We start from the raw sequence: 16,794 nt of genomic DNA on the forward strand, positions 1-16,794 counted from the left end.
GATCAGGCGATGCGGCGCCGCGCGACGAAGGGGGTCGTGACGACGCGCTCACCGCGGGCGGCGTCGCCCGAGATGCCGATTTCTTCCTCGTCAAGGTAACAGCCGGGATCTTCGGCCCAGGGATCGTCGGTGATCTGCTGCGCGCGCACACGCGAGCTGCCATTGCAGATATCGAGATGCCGGCAGGCGCCGCAGCGCCCCGAAAGGATCCGCGGGTGCCGCTTGAGCCCGGCCATGAGGGGGTTGGAGACGTCGCTCCAGATCTCGGAGAACCTGCGCTCGCGGACGTTGCCGAGCGGCACGTGCCACCACATGGTGTCGGGATGCACGACGCCGAGGTTGTCGATATTGGCGACGTTTACGCCGCTCGCGTTGCCGCCCCACTGCACGAGCTTGCCGCGGATGTGCTCGGCGTGTTCGGGGAAGCGGCGCGCAATCCAGTGCAGCAGGTAGACGCCATCCGCGTCGTTGTTGCCGGTGACGAAATCCTTTTCGATGCCGCGGCGGTGCAGGTCCAGACAGGTTTCGAAGAGCAGGTCCATCGCGCTGCGCGTCGTCTGGTGGCGCGCGTCGTCGGCACGGTGCTTGTTGCCGCGGCCGGCGTAGTTGAGGTGCGAGAAGTAGAACTTGTCGATGCCTTCGTCCTCGACCAGGCGCAGCAGCGCCGGCAGGTCGTGCGCGTTGTCCTCGGTCATCGTGTAGCGCACACCGACCTTGATCCCGCGTGCGAGGCACAGCCGGATGCCGGCCATCGAGGCCTCGAAGGCGCCTTCGAGGCGGCGGAACTTGTCGTGGGTGGCGCCGATGCCGTCGAGGCTGACGCCGACGTAATCGAACCCTGTGCCGGCGATCGCGTCGATGTTCTGCTGCGAGATCAGCGTGCCGTTGCTGGACAGGCCGACATAGAAGCCCAGATCCTTCGCGCGCCGGCCGATCTCGAAGATGTCGGGCCGCAGCAGCGGTTCGCCGCCGGACAGGATCAGGACCGGAACGCGGAAGGCCTTGAGGTCGTCCATCACCCGGAAGACGTCGGCGGTCGAGAGTTCACCCGGGAAGTCCTTGTCGGCCGAGATCGAGTAGCAGTGCTTGCAGGTGAGGTTGCAGCGGCGGATCAGGTTCCAGATGACGACGGGGCCGGGCGGATTGCGACGGGCGGCGACGGGGGTGGGGTGGTCGAGTTCGCGAATGAAATTCGAGATGCGGAACATGGGTTGTCTCCGGGGTCTCAGCCATTAAACGGCAAGGGGGCCGACCGAAAAATGACCGCCATCAAGCAGCCTGAAGCCGCCGGCGGGGATTACTCCGGCGCCGCGATGCGCAGGCCGGTTTTTTTCAGGATCGCGGACGAAAACAGCACGTCACGGGCACGGCAGGCGCCCGGGAAGCGCGCCTCGAGCCGGGCGGCGATGTCGTCGAGTTCGGTGCTCACGGCCTCATGGCTGCGGCCGTGGACCATCGCGAACAGGTTGTAGGGCCAGTCGGGCAGGCGTCGGGGGCGACGGTAGCAGTGCGTGACGGCGGCGAGCGCGCCCAGCCATTCGCCAATCGCATCGACCGCGTCGTCGGCGACGTCCCACACGCTCATGCCGTTGGCGGTGTAGCCGATCGCGTAGTGGTTCGGCACGGCCCCGATGCGGCGGATCGCGCCACGCTCGAGCATGGAGCGTATCCTCGCAAGCAGCGCGCCCGGTTCGACACCCAGCTCGCGGGCGACCACTCCCCACGGGTCGGGCACCAAGGGCAGGCCGCCCTGGGTTGCGACGATGATGCGGCGTTCGAGTTCGTCGGGGGCCACGCTCGTCACGCTTCCAGCTTCATTTCGACAAAGTACTCGCGCTCCTTGGGAAACAGGAACACGGGCAAGCCCGTCGCGATTTCGATGCGGCGCGCACAGTCGGCGATGCCGGCGGGCCGTTCGGTGGCGAGCACGAACCACATGTTGAGGGCGTGCCCGCGCCGGTAATTGTGCGCCACTTCCGGGAAATCATTGACCTGTGCGGCAACGCGGTCGAAGGTCGCATCGGGAACGCTCATCGCCGCCAGGCAGAATGCACCGCCGATGCGCTCGATCTGGAACATCGGGCCGAAGCGCGTGAGCGCGCGCGCGTCCAAAAGGCGCTGCAGGCGGGCGAGGACTTCCTCCTCCGCCAATCCGAGGCGGGCGCCGACGTCGGCGAAGGGGTGCCGGGTGAGCGGGAAGTCGCCCTGCAGCGCATTGATCAGCGCGCGATCGGCGTCGTCGAGCACGGCGGCAGGCATGCGGGCTTCGTTCATTTGTCGCTGTCCGTCAGATAACATGCACCCTGCTGCTTGAACCGGCGGCAGCTGAAAAGCACCTCGTGCATCCAGAGGTCGAGGCCGTGGCGGCGGGCCATGTCGTCGCGAGCCATGCGTACCGCGTCGCGCGAGCGTCCGTGGATCATGCAGAAAAGGTTGTAGCGCCACCCTGGCAGCGCGCGGCGGCGGCGGTAGCACAGCGTGACGGCCGGCTCGGCCGCGAGCAGGCGGCCGAGCCGGCCGACCTCCTCGTCCGGAACGTCCCACACGCACATCGCGTTGGCGCGGAAGCCGAGCTCGTGGTGTCGCACGACGATACCGAAGCGCTTGACGATGCCGTCGGCGAGCCAGCGCTCGATCATCTCGATGACCATCGCTTCGCGCAGGCCAGCTTTGCGCCCGAGCACATCGAAGGGCTGAGAACGGAGGGGCAAACCTTCCTGCAGGGCGCGCATCAGGCCGCGCTCCAGTTCGGGCAGCGCACAGGCCGCCGCGGAAATCGCCTGCGCGGACGAGGTTGCGCACGCATTCGCAGTGCGCGCCGCGCCGGCCAGATCGAATCCGAGATCGATGTGGAATTCCTCCTCGAGGGGCAGCACGATCACCGCACAGCCCGTGTCGCGTTCGATGCCGTCGACGATTTCGCGCAGACGCCCAGGGGACGCCGCCGTAACGACGAACCAGAGGTTGTAGGCGTGTTCGCGCTGGTAATTGTGATTGACTTCGGCGATCGCGCTCACGCGAGCGGCGATTTCCTCGAGTCGCTCTGCTGGCGCCGCAAGCGCTGCCAGCGCGCTGGCGCCAATGCGGCGCGGCGCGAACACGGCCCCGACGCGGCTGACGACGCCCGAGGCCTGCCAGGCCCGCAACGCATCCAGCACTTCGTCTTCGCGCAGCCCGCATTCGTCCGCGAGCGCCGCGAAGGGCCGGGAGACGAGCGGAAACCCGCGTTGGAAGTCGTTGAGGAGCCGAAAAGTGCGGGAACAGGCCGGGCCGCCGAAAGTCTGCGCTGCGCCTGACTCGAGCACGTGCGCGCCGTGACGGCCCATGTCAGAACCCCGTGCGGAACGCGCGGCTGGTAAAGAAGATCCCACTCGGACTCGCGACGGGGAGTTCCGCGAGCTTCCGGCGGCTGCGGGTGTCGTAGATCGCGACCTTGTTGTCGTCGCGCGCCGAGATCCACACCGCCTCGCCCCGGGGGGTGAATTCGAGGTGCAGGATCGCGCGGCCGGGCTGGAAGGTATCGACGAGCCGGTTCGTGAAGGTGTCGATCACCTGCATCCAGCCGTTGTCCGGGAAGGCGAAATTCACCCACACCTCGCGCCCGTCAGGCCGCGCCATCACGAACACGGGCTGGCTCTTCACCGGGATGCGCGCAACCTCCTTCCAGCTCCCCATTTCCACGACGAGCACCTCGTGGTGCCCGATGGCCGGCAGATAGACGCGCCCGGCCGCGACCGCCCAGCCGCGCAGGTGCGGCATCTTGTACACCGGCAACGCCTGCTCGCCGCGGCCGTATCCGGGCAGGATGGTGCGCACGCCCTCGCCCGGTTGCCACAGGTCGAGCATCGACAGGCCGTCCTCGCCGAACAGGCCGGCGATGTAATAGCGGCCATCCGGCGTGACGAGCGCATCGTAGGGCTGCTTGCCGGCCGGGTAGCGCTCGGTCTTCGGGTGCTTCGGGTCCGAGAGATCGGTGACGCGGATCTCGTTCGCGTCGAAAAGCGAATAGATGAAGCGGTTGCCGGGTAGATCGGCGAGGCCGACTACCTTTGAGCGCTTGCCCTCCGTGCCGTAGTCGGCCGGCACGTCGGCGACGAGTTCCAGCGTGTCGGCATCGAAGGCCTTGATCCCACCCGGTTCGTAGTTCTGCGCGACCACCAGGCGGCCATCCTGCGAGATCGCGCCGCCGATCGAGTTGCCCGCCTGCACGACGCGCCCGGCGACCGTCGCGGTCAGCAGGTCGACCTTGGTAAGCCCGCCGTCGCGCCCGAACACGTAGGCATATCGCCCGTCGCGCGAGAACACCACCGACGCGTGCGACAGGTCCCCGAGCCCCGACACCTGCGCGAGCGACTTGCGCCCGGAGGTCTCGATCACCTGCACTTGCCCCGTCGCACGCTCGATCACCACACCGAGGTCGCCGGTGCCGCGCAGCGGCGCCTGAGGCGTCGCACAGGCGGACAGGAGCAGCACAGCAACAATCCACCACATGTACTTCACGATCAGGTGCAGCATTTGACCCTCAACTCATATTCGAACTGCAAGGATGCCCGGGCGCCCGCTCAGCGCGCGGTGCCCGAATCCGCCGGGAAGCCCGCCTGCAGCCGTTCCACGATCCACGCCGCCTCATCGTCGGCGACGATACCGCGAAACGGCGGCATCGGTGTACCGGGGCGGCCGCCGAGAATGGTCGCGACGAGGCTGTCCCGCGGTTTGTCGCGCAAGGCGGCAACCGTCAGTGCCGGCCCCAGCCCGCCCTGCAATGTCAGTCCGTGGCATGAACCGCAATCCTGGCGCACCAGATGCACCAGTTCGCGCATGCGCTCGGGCTGCGGGGCTGCCTGCTGCGCACAGGCGGGCATTGCCGCAGCCAGCGCGACCGATGCCAGAAATATCGTCCGGAACACCCCGCTCGACACGCTTCGACCTCCTGAAGATTGGCTGGCCCGCCCCGCGCCGTTTCCCCGCTTTCAGGGAGATTGGCGGCCGACGCGGCAAGGCAAGTATCAATCGCACGGCATCCCGCGCTCCTTGATATCGGTTAATTTCCCGGACGCGGTGTAGGGATACAGTGTCGGCGCGATTCAGCTGTTTGCCATCGAGAACCTGCCGCGCAGGCGCGTCCGCGCGGCCCCTGGAGAGCCATCCATGAGCACGCACAAGGGTGTCGGCGGCCACGCCCCCCACTCCGTCGGCAAGGTCTACCTGGTGGGCGCGGGCCCCGGCGATCCGGACCTGCTCACGCTGCGGGCGGCACGCCTGATCGGGGACGCGAAGATCGTCGTCTACGACCATCTCGTCGGCAAAGGCGTCCTCGCGCTGGTCAATCACGGCGCACGCCTGATCTACGTCGGCAAGGAATCCGGCAACCACTCGCTGCCGCAGGACCAGATCAACGGCCTGCTCGTCGAACTCGCGCGCACCGGTCTCGACGTCGTGCGGCTCAAGGGCGGCGACCCCTTCATGTTCGGACGGGGCGGCGAGGAAATGGAGGAGCTCGTCGGCCAGGGCATCGCCTGCGAAGTCGTGCCGGGCATCACGGCCGCGTGCGGCATCTCCGCCTGTACGGGCATGCCGCTCACGCATCGCGACCACGCACGATCGGTGGTATTCACGACCGGTCATCTCAAGGATGGCAGCGTCAACCTCGACTGGCCCGCGCTCGCGCGGCCCAACCAGACGGTCGTGATCTACATGGGCCTGGGCGCGCTCGACATCATCTGCCGCGAGCTCATCGCCCACGGCCTGCCCGGCGACACACCCGCAGCCGTTGTCCACGCCGGCACGACAAGCCATCAGATCACCCTGACCGACCGCATCGACCGCCTTGCCGGATCGGTGAGACGCGCGGGAATCAAGTCGCCCGCACTCATCATGGTCGGCTCCGTCGTCTCGCTGCACAGTCTTCTCACGCAGGTTCCGCATCCCGACGAATTTGCGCTCACGGCATGACAAAACCCCTGGCCTGGTGACTTCGTCATAGACGTATTGGTTAAGCCCCCAATTTGATCAAGGTTAAGGATTTGCCCTCCGACAAGGATCAATCTCTGGCGCTGAAACGCTTTACCGCACGACATCTTTCAGAAGGGAGATCGCAAATGAGTAAGCAACGCAAATGGCTGTCCGGCGCAATCGTACTCGCCAGCCTGCCGCTGGCTATCGCGCAGGCCTTCGCCGAAGAACCCAAGCATATGGGCGAAGCTGAAGCGAAATACCAGGCCGGCGGTTCGCCGCTCGCCGACGCGGACTTGTACAAGGACAGCAATCCCGACGCTCCCAAGATGAGCAAGGCCGAATTCGACAAGGCCCGCAACATCTACTTCCAGCGCTGCGCCGGCTGCCACGGCGTACTGCGCAAGGGCGCCACCGGCAAGCCGCTCACCCCGGACATCACGCTCGCGCGCGGCACCGAATACCTCAAGGTCTTCATCAAGTACGGATCGCCGGCGGGCATGCCCAACTGGGGCACGTCGGGCGAACTCTCCGACGACGAGGTCGACCTGATGGCCCGCTATGTCCAGCAGACCGCCCCCACCCCGCCCGAATTCGGCATGGCGGACATGAAGCAGACATGGAAGGTCATCATCCCGCCGGAGAAGCGGCCGACGAAGAAGATGAACGACTTCAACATCTCCAACATCTTCTCGACCACGCTGCGCGACAGCGGCGAGGTCGCGCTGATCGACGGCGATACGAAGAAGATCATCAACATCGTCAAGACCGGCTACGCGGTGCACATCTCCCGCATTTCGGCCTCGGGTCGCTACCTGTTCGTGATTGGCCGCGACGCGCGCGTCAACATGATCGACCTGTGGATGGAGAAACCCGACAACGTCGCCGAAATCCGCATCGGGCTCGAAGCACGCTCGGTGGACACATCCAAGTACAAAGGCTACGAAGACAAGCTCGCGATCGCCGGCGCCTACTGGCCGCCCCAGTTCGTCATCATGAACGGCGACACGCTCGAACCGCTGAAGATCGTCTCCACCCGCGGCCTCACCGTCGACACGCAGGAGTATCACCCGGAGCCGCGCGTCGCCTCGATCGTCGCCTCGCACTTCAAGCCCGAGTTCGTCGTCAACGTGAAGGAAACGGGCAAGACGTTGATGGTCGATTACTCCGACATCACCAACCTGAAGATGACCGAGATCGGCTCCGCGCGCTTCCTGCACGACGGCGGCTGGGACCTGTCGAAGCGCTACTTCATGGTCGCCGCCAACCAGTCGAACAAGATCGCCGCGATCGACGCCAAGGAAGACAAGCTCGCCGGACTGATCGACGTCGGCAAGATCCCGCACCCGGGCCGCGGCGCCAACTTCGTGCATCCGAAGTACGGTCCGGTGTGGGCAACGGGCCACCTCGGCGACGATACGATCGCGCTGGTCGGCACCGATCCGAAGAATCACAAGCAATACGCGTGGAAGCTGGTCGAAAACCTCAAGAGCCAGGGTGGCGGCTCGCTGTTCATCAAGACCCACCCGAAATCGAACCACCTCTACGTCGACAACCCGCTCAATCCCGAATCCAAGGTCTCGCAATCGGTCGCCGTATATGACCTGAAGAACCTGCAGGCGGGCTACAAGGTTCTGCCGATCGGCGAATGGGCGGGTCTGAAAGACGAAGGCGCCAAGCGTGTCGTGCAACCCGAGTACAACAAGGACGGCAACGAGGTGTGGTTCTCGGTCTGGTCGGCGAAGGACAAGGAATCGGCAATCGTCGTCGTCGATGACAAGACCCTGCAGTTGAAGACCGTGATCAAGGATCCCAAACTGATCACGCCGACCGGCCACTTCAACGTGTACAACACGCAGCACGACGTGTACTGATCGCCGCACGGGCGGTCCTGCCGCCCCGACCGTTGCACCGACGGCCAGCCTCGCGCTGGCCGTTTTTCATCTGGCGGGATTCAGACCTGAAACGACGTGCCGACTCCCCAGGCGCTCAGGAAGCCGGCCAGGCGGCGAGAAACTCCTTCCAGTGCGGCGCGTCGATACGCGCGAGCGCGCTGCGCACCACGTCCAGTTCGGCAGCATAGGCGGCCGTGTCCAGCTGGCCGCGCATGCGCTGAAAACCGAGATACACGAGGTAAGTGTTCACGACATCCGTCTCGCAGTAGTCGCGGATCTCGGCAATCCGCCCCTCCTGCCACGCCGGCCATACGGCCGAGCCGTCCATTCCGAGCTTGCCCGGGAAGCCCATCAGCTTGGCAAGTTCGTCGAGCGGCGCATTCGCCCGCGGCTGGTACATCGCCAGCAGATCCATCAGGTCGAGATGGCGGCTGTGATAACGGCCGATGTAGTTGTTCCACTTGAAGTCACGCGAGTCGTGATAATCGCCCTCGCCCTGATCCCAGTAGCGCGGCGCCGACACGCCGTGGCGCAGGCCGCGGTAGTGCAGGACCGGCAGATCGAAGCCGCCGCCGTTCCACGACACGATCTGCGGCGTGTAGCGCTCGATGCCGTCGAAAAAGCGCTGGATGATCTCGCCTTCGCCACTATCCGGCTCCGACAGCGAGAACACCCGAAACTGGTTCGCATCCCGCAACGCGCAGGAGATCGTCACGACGCGCTGCAGGTGATGCTGCAGGAAATCGGTGCCGTTCGCGGCGCGGCGCTGCTGGAACGCAAACTCCGCGACCTCGTAGTCGCTCAGATCATCCGGCAGCCCGTTGAGCACCCGGATGCCGGCCACGTCCGGAATGGTTTCGATATCGAATACGAGGACCGGCATCTACGCCTCCAGAAACGCCTTCAGCCGGGAAACACGCCCGTCGACAGGTAGCGGTCGCCCCGGTCGCAGACCACCGACACGATCACGGCATTCTCCAGCTGCGCCGCGAGCCGGACTGCCACGTGCATCGCGCCGCCCGACGAAATCCCGGCGAAGATGCCCTCTTCGCGCGCGAGTCGGCGCGTCATCTCCTCCGCGTCGGCCTGGCTCACGCGCTCCAGTGCATCGACGCGCGGCTTCTCGTAGATGCGCGGCAGATAGGCCTCGGGCCACTTGCGGATGCCCGGGATCTGCGAACCTTCGTCCGGCTCGCAGCCGATGATGCGGATCGCCGGATTCTTTTCCTTGAGGAAACGCGAACAGCCCATGATGGTGCCGGTCGTCCCCATGCTGCTGACGAAATGAGTGATGCCTCCGCCGGTCTGTTCCCAGATCTCCGGCCCTGTCGCCTCATAGTGCGCGAGCGGATTATCGGGATTCGCGAACTGATCGAGGATGATGCCCTTGCCTTCGTCGCGCATGCGATCGGCCACGTCGCGTGCCATCTCCATCCCGCCTTCACGTGGCGTGAGCACCAGTTCGGCGCCGAAGGCGCGCATCGTCTGGCGCCGCTCGACACTCTGGTTTTCCGGCATCACGAGGATCATGTGATAGCCGCGGATCGCCGCCGCCATTGCCAACGCAATGCCGGTGTTGCCGCTGGTGGCCTCGATCAGCGTATCGCCGGGGCGAATGTCGCCGCGCCGCTCCGCATGCACGATCATCGACAGGGCGGGGCGGTCCTTCACCGACCCCGCCGGGTTGTTGCCTTCGAGTTTGGCGAGGATCACGTTGTTGCGCCCCGCCCCGATGCGCTGCAGGCGCACCAGCGGAGTTTGACCTACGTAATCGTCGAGAGTCTTGAAATCCATGTTGCTGTTATCCGGTAGCGTTGATTCCCAACGATCTTAAGCTGCCGGCGGCAGGCACGATAACCCGCGGCACGGCATAAGCTTATAGCGCCCGCGGCACCGGCGTGTCGCGGTTTCAGCGGCGGCCGATCCCGTGATACTCCAGCCCCACCCGCTTCATCGTCGCCGGCTCGTACATGTTGCGCCCGTCGAAAACGACCGGATGACGCAGCACCGTGCGCATGCGTTCGAAGTCCGGGCTGCGGAATTCCTTCCACTCCGTGACGATCACCAACGCGTCCGCGCCATCGAGCGCGGCCATCGGCCGATCCACGTAACGCAGGCGCGGCTCGTCGCCGAAAATGCGCTTCGCCTCGGCCATCGCGACCGGATCGTAAGCCGAAACCGTCGCCCCCCGACGGAACAGCTCGCCGATGATCACCCGGCTCGGCGCATCGCGCATGTCATCGGTGTTGGGCTTGAACGCGAGCCCCCACAGGGCGAAATGCATCCCCGACAGATCCGAACCGAAACGGGCGACGACCTTGTCGACCAACCGCAGCTTCTGGACCTCGTTCGCCTGCTCGACCGCGTTCAGGATCAGCAGTTCATGCTCATACTCGCGCCCGGTGCTGACCAAGGCCTTGACGTCCTTCGGGAAACACGAGCCTCCGTAGCCGCAGCCGGCATACAGGAAGTGCCAGCCGATGCGCGGGTCCGAGCCGATGCCCTGGCGCACCAGTTCGATATCGGCGCCCAGCACCTCCGACAGGTTTGCCAGTTCGTTCATGAAGCTGATGCGCGTCGCGAGCATCGCGTTAGCGGCATATTTCGTCAGCTCGGCGCTGCGCACATCCATCACCAGCAGCTTCTCGTGATTGCGCTGGAACGGCCCGTACAGTTCCCGCATCAGGCCGATGGCACGCTCGTCCTCGGCGCCGACGATGATGCGGTCGGGTCGCATGAAGTCCTCGACCGCAGCGCCTTCCTTCAGGAATTCGGGGTTCGACACCACGCTGAAGGGCAGGTCGACGCCACGCGCCTGCAATTGGGCGGCGATAGCGTCACGAACCCTGTCACCGGTCCCGACCGGCACGGTCGACTTGTCCACAACCACGCGGTAGCCGTCCATGTGCCGGCCGATGTTTTGCGCCGCCGCCAGCACATACTGCAGGTCCGCTGAGCCGTCCTCGTCCGGCGGCGTCCCGACGGCGATGAACTGGATGACACCGAATTTCGCCGCGTATTCGACATCCGTCGTGAAGGACAGGCGCCCCGCCGCGACGTTGCGGCGCACGATCTCGAGCAGGCCCGGCTCGTGGATCGGAATGCCTCCTTCCTCGAGCATGCGGATCTTTGCCGGATCCACGTCAAGACACAGTACATCGTTGCCCACGTCCGCGAGGCACGCCCCGCTGACGAGCCCTACATATCCGGTACCGACGACGGTGATCTTCATCTTTCAACCTCTTTCTGCAATGCAAGACGGTCCGCCTTTTCGCAGACCGTCCGAGAATCGGGACAAATCGCGACGCTCAGGGCGCCAGATCGTACTCCTCGGTGCGCCGGGGAGGGTAGGTCTCCCAGCCACCGCAAGCGGGGCAGCGCCACTGGAACTGCCTCGCCTTGAATCCGCATTCGGCACAACGGTAGCGGGCCACGCGCCGAGTGTGCCCATGGATGAGCTGCTTCACCAGCTCGATGTCGCCGCGCTGCTCCGACGGTGCATGCAGCAGCGCCGCCTCGAGCAGCTTGTCGAGTCCCAGCAGGGTCGGATTGCGCCGCAACTCTTCCCGCACCAGGTCGTACGCGGCGCGGGACCCCTGCTTCTCCAGTTCCCAGTGGAACACCTCGTCGAGGAGGTCCAGCGAAGGGTGGCGCTCGAGCCACGAGCGCAGCAAGGTCTGGCCCTGCTCCACGCGCCCGAGCTTCGCATGCGCATCCATGATGCGCTCGGCCACCAGCGCCAAATAGATCGGGTCCTGGCTCTCGACGCGCTTCCACACCTCGATCGCCTCCTCGTGCCTGCCCTGTGCAACGACCAGATCGCCCAGCACCAGGCTCGCACGCACGCAGCGGCGATTGATCGAGAAGGCCTCGTCCAGATACTTTTGCGTTTCCTCGAACTTCGAGCTCGCCAGCGCGGAAGTCGCCAGTTCGCAATAGAAGTTCGCCACCTCCTTGCGCCACAGCACGCTCTCGTGATCCGGCAAGGCCTTCGCGGCCTCGACCGCCCTGGCCCAGTCCTTCTCCTGCTGGTAGATCTCGAGCAGGTAACGCATCGCAAGGTCGTTGAGTTGCGAGGCGCGCAACTGCACGAACACCGCCTCGGCGCGGTCCAGGAGGCCGGCCTTCAGGTAATCCTGCCCCAATTCGGCCAGCGCCTGCACACGCTGCTCCTCGGACAGGTCCTCGCGATCGACGAGATTCAGATGCATGCGGATCGCACGGTCGGTTTCGCCCCGGCGCCGGAACAGGCTGCCGAGCGCAAAGTGAAGCTCGATCGTCTGCGGATCGATCTTCACTGCCTCGATGAAGGCATCGATCGCCTTGTCCTGCTGCTCGTTGAGCAGGAAGTTGAGACCGGAAAGATACGAGCGCGGCAGCGCGCGCGACTCATGCACGACCTGGCGGATGTCGATGCGCGCAGCGAGCCAGCCCAGCGCAAAGAACAACGGCAGGGCGAGAAACCACCAAAGTTCAATATCCATCGTATTCAGAAGGTCTCGGGCGCCTGCATCTCGGGCGCAGGCGGCGCCGTCACGCTCGGCGAGGCCGGGCGGTCACGCTCGATGCGCAGGAGCTGGCGGCGCAGGCGGCTGATCTCCCGCCGCTGACGCAGGAGCGATCCGAAGGTCGCCGTCACCCCCAGAAGGGCGCCCGCGGTAAACGCCACCAGGATGACGAACACCAGCGGCAGCTGCCAGACACTGCCGAAGAAGAACTGGAGGCTGACCAGATGGTCGTTCTTCACCGCGAAGCCGAACAGCAGGAAGAACAGGAGAAGCCGGAAGAACCACATTAGGGGGCGCATGAGGCCGCATTATCTCCGAGCGAATGACAAAAAAGAAGGCGGCTCACGCCGCCTTCTCACTCGATCACGAGGCAAAACCCGAAACTGCACGCTCAGGCGTCGATGTCGACGCGCTCGCGCAATTCCTTGCCTGCCTTGAAATGGGGCACGTACTTCTGGGGTACATGCACCTTGTCTCCGGATTTCGGATTACGTCCCACACGTGGCGGACGGTAGTTCAACGCAAAACTGCCAAACCCGCGGATCTCGATGCGATCCCCGCGCGCCAGCGCGTCGGACATCGCATCGATCACCATCTTGACCGCGTAATCGGCATCTTTTGCGACCAGCTGCGGAAAACGCGCCGCCAGCCTCGCAATCAGCTCCGATTTGGTCATGACCAATCAGATTTACTGCTTCTGCTCGTTCAGCTTGGCCTTCAACAGCGCACCGAGGTTGGTCGTACCGCTGGAGGCGGTATCCGAAGCCAGCTTCTGCATCGCATCGCTCTGTTCGGCCTGATCCTTCGCGCGGATCGAGAGATTGATCGAACGGGTCTTGCGATCCACGTTGATGATCATCAGCTCGAGCTCCTGACCTTCCTTCAGCATGGTCGTCAGGTCATCGACGCGATGGGTCGCGGCTTCCGAAGCGCGCAGGTAGCCTTCCACATCGTCGTTCAGCGCGATCACCGCACCACGGGCATCGACCGACTTCACAGCGCCCTTGACGAGGCTGTTCTTCTCGTGCGTGGCGATGAAGTTGGTGAAGGGGTCGCCTTCGAGCTGCTTGACGCCCAGCGAGATGCGCTCGCGCTCGACGTCGATCGCCAGCACGACGGCCTCGACTTCGTCGCCCTTCTTGAAGCGGCGCACGGCCTCTTCGCCCGCATCGCTCCACGACAGGTCGGACAGATGCACCAGGCCGTCGATACCGCCGTCCAGCCCGATGAACACGCCGAAGTCGGTGATCGACTTGATCTGGCCGCGCACCTTGTCGCCCTTCTTGTGATTGATCGCGAAATCGTCCCACGGGTTCGACATGCACTGCTTCATGCCCAGCGAGATGCGGCGACGGTCTTCGTCGATCTCGAGGATCATCACTTCGACCTCGTCGCCCAGCTGGACAACCTTGGTCGGATGGATGTTCTTGTTGGTCCAGTCCATTTCGGAGACGTGCACCAGGCCTTCGATGCCCTGCTCGACTTCAACGAACGCACCGTAGTCGGTGATGTTCGTGACCTTGCCGAACAGGCGGGTGCCCTGCGGGTAGCGGCGGGCGATGCCGACCCACGGATCTTCGCCGAGCTGCTTGAGGCCGAGCGAGACGCGGTTCTTTTCCTGGTCGAACTTGAGCACCTTGGCATCGATCTCGTCGCCGACGTTGAGCACTTCCGACGGGTGACGCACGCGACGCCATGCCAGGTCGGTGATGTGCAGCAGGCCGTCGATGCCGCCCAGGTCCACGAACGCGCCGTAGTCGGTGATGTTCTTGACGATACCCTTGACGACGGTGCCTTCCTTGAGGTTGGCGAGCAGCTTTTCGCGCTCCTCACCCATGGTCTCTTCGAGCACGGCACGGCGCGAAACGACGACGTTGTTGCGCTTGCGGTCGAGCTTGATGACCTTGAATTCGAATTCCTTGCCTTCGTACGGCGTGGTGTCCTTGACCGGACGCATGTCGACCAGCGAACCCGGCAGGAAGGCGCGGATGCTGTTGGTCATGACGGTCAGACCGCCCTTCACACGACCCGAAATGAGGCCCTTCACCAGCGAGCCTTCGTTGAGCGCCTTCTCGAGGTCGTTCCAGGCGGCGATACGCTTGGCCTTCTCGCGGGACAGGCGGGTTTCGCCGTAACCGTCTTCCAGGGCGTCGATCGCAACGTGCACGAAGTCGCCCACCTGGACTTCGAGTTCGCCGCGGTCGTCGCGGAATTCCTCGATGGGAACATAGCTCTCGGACTTGAGGCCGGCATTCACGACCACGAAGTTGTGGTCGATGCTGACCACTTCGGCGGTGATCACTTCGCCAGGACGCATGTCCTGACGGGCCTCACTCTCGGCGAGCAGCGCGGCGAAATTTTCCATGGAATCGGAAACGGAGGTGGCAGAGGTCATAAAGAGTTGAAATCCAAAAGCCGCCCGGGAGCGGCCACCAGTGGTAGATTGAAATAAAGGTCGCCCCCGGCATCCCGGCCGGCGATCCACCTCGTCGGGAACGCCCTGTCAGGAACGAACCCGGTCAAGCACAAAGCCGACGGCCTGCTCGACGTCCATTTCGGTGGTATCGAGAAGCGCCGCATCCGGCAGCTTCTGAAGGGGCGCCACGGTTCGGGCGGCATCGCGCGCATCCCGATCCTGAAGATCCTTTAGAAGACTTTTCATGTTAGCAGCCATTCCCTTTTCGATCAACTGCTTATAGCGACGCTCGGCGCGCGCCTCGGCCGTTGCCGTCAGGAAAATCTTGGTCCCGGCGTCCGGAAAGATGACCGATCCCATGTCCCGACCTTCAGCCACGAGGCCGGGTGCGTGCCGGTAGTCGCGCTGCCGGTCGAGCAGCGCGGAACGGACCGCGGGCAGTGCGGCGACTTTCGATGCCCCCGCCGACGCCTCCTCCGAACGGATCGCATCGGTGACGTCCTCGCCGGCGAGGAACACGCGCCCCTCGGCGAAGCGCGCCGGCAGCGTCGCGGCGAGCGCCGCCAGTCCCGCCTCGTCGTCGAAGGACAGCCCGGCCCGGATCCCCGCCAAGGCGACGAGCCGGTACAGCGATCCGCTGTCAAGACAGTGGTAGCCGAGCGCTTCCGCCACCCGCGCGGCGACCGTGCCCTTGCCCGAAGCGGACGGACCGTCGATGGCGACCACCGGGACCGGTCCGGTCACCTCGGCAAAGCGCTCGAAATAGGTCGGGAAGGTCTTGTTGACGCATTTCGGGTCGTTGATCCGAACGCGGCAGTCACCCAGCGACACCAGCGAGAAGCACATCGCCATGCGGTGGTCGTCGTAGGTGTCGATCGCCGCCGGGACGAGCCGCGCCGGCGCGGTCACACCCAGGTAATCCGGCCCTTCCTCGACGATTGCGCCGACCTTGCGGAGCTCGGTCGCCATCGCCGCGATGCGGTCGGTCTCCTTGACGCGCCAGCTCGCGATGTTGCGCAGGCGGCACGGCCCGTCCGCGAACAGGGCCGCAACCGCGAGCGTCATCGCCGCATCGGGGATGTGGTTCAGGTCGAGATCGAACGCCTTGAGGCGGCCGCTCTCGGGGGCGCGCGCCTCGATCCAGTTGTCGCCCATCTCGATCCGCGCCCCGAGTTGCACGAGCGCCTCCGCGAATCGCACGTCGCCCTGGATGCTGTCGCGCCCGACGCCCTCGACGCGCACCGGCCCGCCGCCGATCGCACCGGCAGCAAGAAAATACGAGGCCGACGATGCATCGCCTTCGACAAAGACGGTGCCGGGACTGCGGTAGCGGACGCCTCCCGGTATGGTGAAGCGCGCCCAGCCCTCCCGCCGCACCGCGACACCGAAACGCGCCATCAGGTCGAGCGTGATGCCGATGTAGGGCTTCGAGATGAGCTCGCCGACGACTTCGACGGTGGTTTCGACGCCCGTGAGCGGCAGCGCCATCAGCAAGGCGGTCAGGAACTGGCTCGAGACGTCGCCGCGCACCCGCACGACGCCGCCCGGGCGAATCTGCGCAGGACAGATATGCAGGGGCGGAAAACCTTCGCTGCCCGTGTAGCGGATATCGGCCCCGATCTGGCGCAGGCCGTCCACGAGATCGCCGATCGGGCGCTCATGCATGCGCGGCACACCCGAAAGTCGATACTCGCCGCCCGACAGCGCGAGGGCTGCCGTCAGCGGCCGGAACGCGGTTCCGGCGTTGCCGAGGAACAAATCAGCCACCTTCACGGGGAAGGCCCCACCGACACCGCGCACGCGGTAATTGTCGCTGTCATCTTCGCGCGTCCACTCGACCCCCAGCGCGCGCAGCGCTTCGAGCATGCGCTCCACATCGTCCGACGCGAGCAGATCGCGGATGTCGGTCTCGCCTTCGGCGAGGGCCGCAAGCAGCAGTGTGCGATTCGAGATGCTCTTGGATCCGGGCAGGCGAACCCGCCCGCACGCGCCGAGGAGCGGCGGCAAATCAATAAATTCCATG

General features: G+C 65.1%; 16 protein-coding genes. 2 read left to right on the forward strand and 14 right to left on the reverse strand.

Going from position 1 to position 16,794, the window contains the following annotated elements:
- Positions 1-2 precede the first annotated feature (2 nt).
- From nirJ to CDA09_RS17535, 6 genes are all read right to left on the reverse strand, one after another.
- Positions 3-1,208 carry a heme d1 biosynthesis radical SAM protein NirJ gene (gene nirJ, locus CDA09_RS17510; protein WP_121429821.1) on the reverse strand — a complete coding sequence of 402 codons (1,206 nt, stop codon included), beginning with the start codon at positions 1,206-1,208 and terminating at the stop codon, positions 3-5.
- 89 nt (positions 1,209-1,297) lie between these two features.
- Positions 1,298-1,804, reverse strand: coding sequence for a siroheme decarboxylase subunit beta (gene ahbB, locus CDA09_RS17515; RefSeq protein ID WP_121429822.1), 507 nt, complete (start codon positions 1,802-1,804; stop codon positions 1,298-1,300).
- Positions 1,801-2,274 carry an Lrp/AsnC family transcriptional regulator gene (locus tag CDA09_RS17520; RefSeq protein WP_217351258.1) on the reverse strand — a complete coding sequence of 158 codons (474 nt, stop codon included), beginning with the start codon at positions 2,272-2,274 and terminating at the stop codon, positions 1,801-1,803. Before CDA09_RS17520 ends, ahbB (CDA09_RS17515) begins: the two co-directional genes overlap by 4 nt.
- Complete coding sequence (gene ahbB / locus CDA09_RS17525; RefSeq protein WP_164844434.1) at positions 2,271-3,326, reverse strand: siroheme decarboxylase subunit beta; 1,056 nt, start codon at positions 3,324-3,326, stop codon at positions 2,271-2,273. The genes CDA09_RS17520 and ahbB (CDA09_RS17525) overlap by 4 nt, the downstream gene beginning before the upstream one ends.
- 1 nt (position 3,327) lies before the next feature.
- Positions 3,328-4,515, reverse strand: a complete 1,188-nt coding sequence (locus CDA09_RS17530) for a cytochrome D1 domain-containing protein (RefSeq protein ID WP_121429824.1) — start codon at positions 4,513-4,515, stop codon at positions 3,328-3,330.
- Between the two features lie 47 nt (positions 4,516-4,562).
- Positions 4,563-4,862, reverse strand: a complete 300-nt coding sequence (locus CDA09_RS17535) for a c-type cytochrome (protein ID WP_286164492.1) — start codon at positions 4,860-4,862, stop codon at positions 4,563-4,565.
- 286 nt (positions 4,863-5,148) lie between these two features.
- Here CDA09_RS17535 and cobA point away from each other — a divergent pair, with 286 nt between their 5' ends.
- Together cobA and CDA09_RS17545 are read left to right on the forward strand one after the other, a co-directional pair.
- Positions 5,149-5,952 (forward strand): uroporphyrinogen-III C-methyltransferase, encoded by an 804-nt coding sequence (gene cobA, locus CDA09_RS17540; protein WP_121429826.1) that lies wholly within the window; start codon positions 5,149-5,151, stop codon positions 5,950-5,952.
- A 146-nt stretch (positions 5,953-6,098) separates the two neighbouring features.
- Entirely contained in the window at positions 6,099-7,826 is a 1,728-nt protein-coding gene (locus CDA09_RS17545) for a nitrite reductase (RefSeq protein ID WP_121429827.1), read from the forward strand.
- Between the two features lie 115 nt (positions 7,827-7,941).
- Here the strand turns inward: CDA09_RS17545 and CDA09_RS17550 are convergent, their stop codons facing one another.
- The 8 genes from CDA09_RS17550 to CDA09_RS17585 all read right to left on the reverse strand — a co-directional run bounded on the left by CDA09_RS17550 (position 7,942) and on the right by CDA09_RS17585 (position 16,793).
- Positions 7,942-8,730, reverse strand: a complete 789-nt coding sequence (locus CDA09_RS17550) for a 3'-5' exonuclease (RefSeq protein ID WP_121429828.1) — start codon at positions 8,728-8,730, stop codon at positions 7,942-7,944.
- 20 nt (positions 8,731-8,750) lie between these two features.
- Positions 8,751-9,641 carry a cysteine synthase CysM gene (gene cysM, locus CDA09_RS17555; RefSeq protein ID WP_121429829.1) on the reverse strand — a complete coding sequence of 297 codons (891 nt, stop codon included), beginning with the start codon at positions 9,639-9,641 and terminating at the stop codon, positions 8,751-8,753.
- A 115-nt stretch (positions 9,642-9,756) separates the two neighbouring features.
- Complete coding sequence (locus CDA09_RS17560; protein WP_121429830.1) at positions 9,757-11,079, reverse strand: UDP-glucose dehydrogenase family protein; 1,323 nt, start codon at positions 11,077-11,079, stop codon at positions 9,757-9,759.
- 76 nt (positions 11,080-11,155) lie between these two features.
- Entirely contained in the window at positions 11,156-12,331 is a 1,176-nt protein-coding gene (gene lapB / locus CDA09_RS17565) for a lipopolysaccharide assembly protein LapB (RefSeq protein WP_121429831.1), read from the reverse strand.
- Positions 12,332-12,336: 5 nt separating this feature from the next.
- Positions 12,337-12,654: a LapA family protein gene (locus CDA09_RS17570; RefSeq protein WP_121429832.1), complete on the reverse strand. Its 318-nt coding sequence runs from the start codon at positions 12,652-12,654 to the stop codon at positions 12,337-12,339.
- Between the two features lie 92 nt (positions 12,655-12,746).
- Complete coding sequence (locus tag CDA09_RS17575; protein WP_121429833.1) at positions 12,747-13,031, reverse strand: integration host factor subunit beta; 285 nt, start codon at positions 13,029-13,031, stop codon at positions 12,747-12,749.
- A 12-nt stretch (positions 13,032-13,043) separates the two neighbouring features.
- On the reverse strand, positions 13,044-14,720 hold the full coding sequence (gene rpsA, locus CDA09_RS17580; RefSeq protein WP_502697074.1) for a 30S ribosomal protein S1: 1,677 nt from the start codon (positions 14,718-14,720) through the stop codon (positions 13,044-13,046).
- A 138-nt stretch (positions 14,721-14,858) separates the two neighbouring features.
- Positions 14,859-16,793 (reverse strand): bifunctional 3-phosphoshikimate 1-carboxyvinyltransferase/cytidylate kinase, encoded by a 1,935-nt coding sequence (locus CDA09_RS17585; protein WP_121429835.1) that lies wholly within the window; start codon positions 16,791-16,793, stop codon positions 14,859-14,861.
- Position 16,794 lies beyond the last annotated feature (1 nt).

Origin of the sequence: Azoarcus sp. DN11, assembly GCF_003628555.1 — a bacterium.
Taxonomy (GTDB): Bacteria; Pseudomonadota; Gammaproteobacteria; order Burkholderiales; family Rhodocyclaceae; genus Aromatoleum.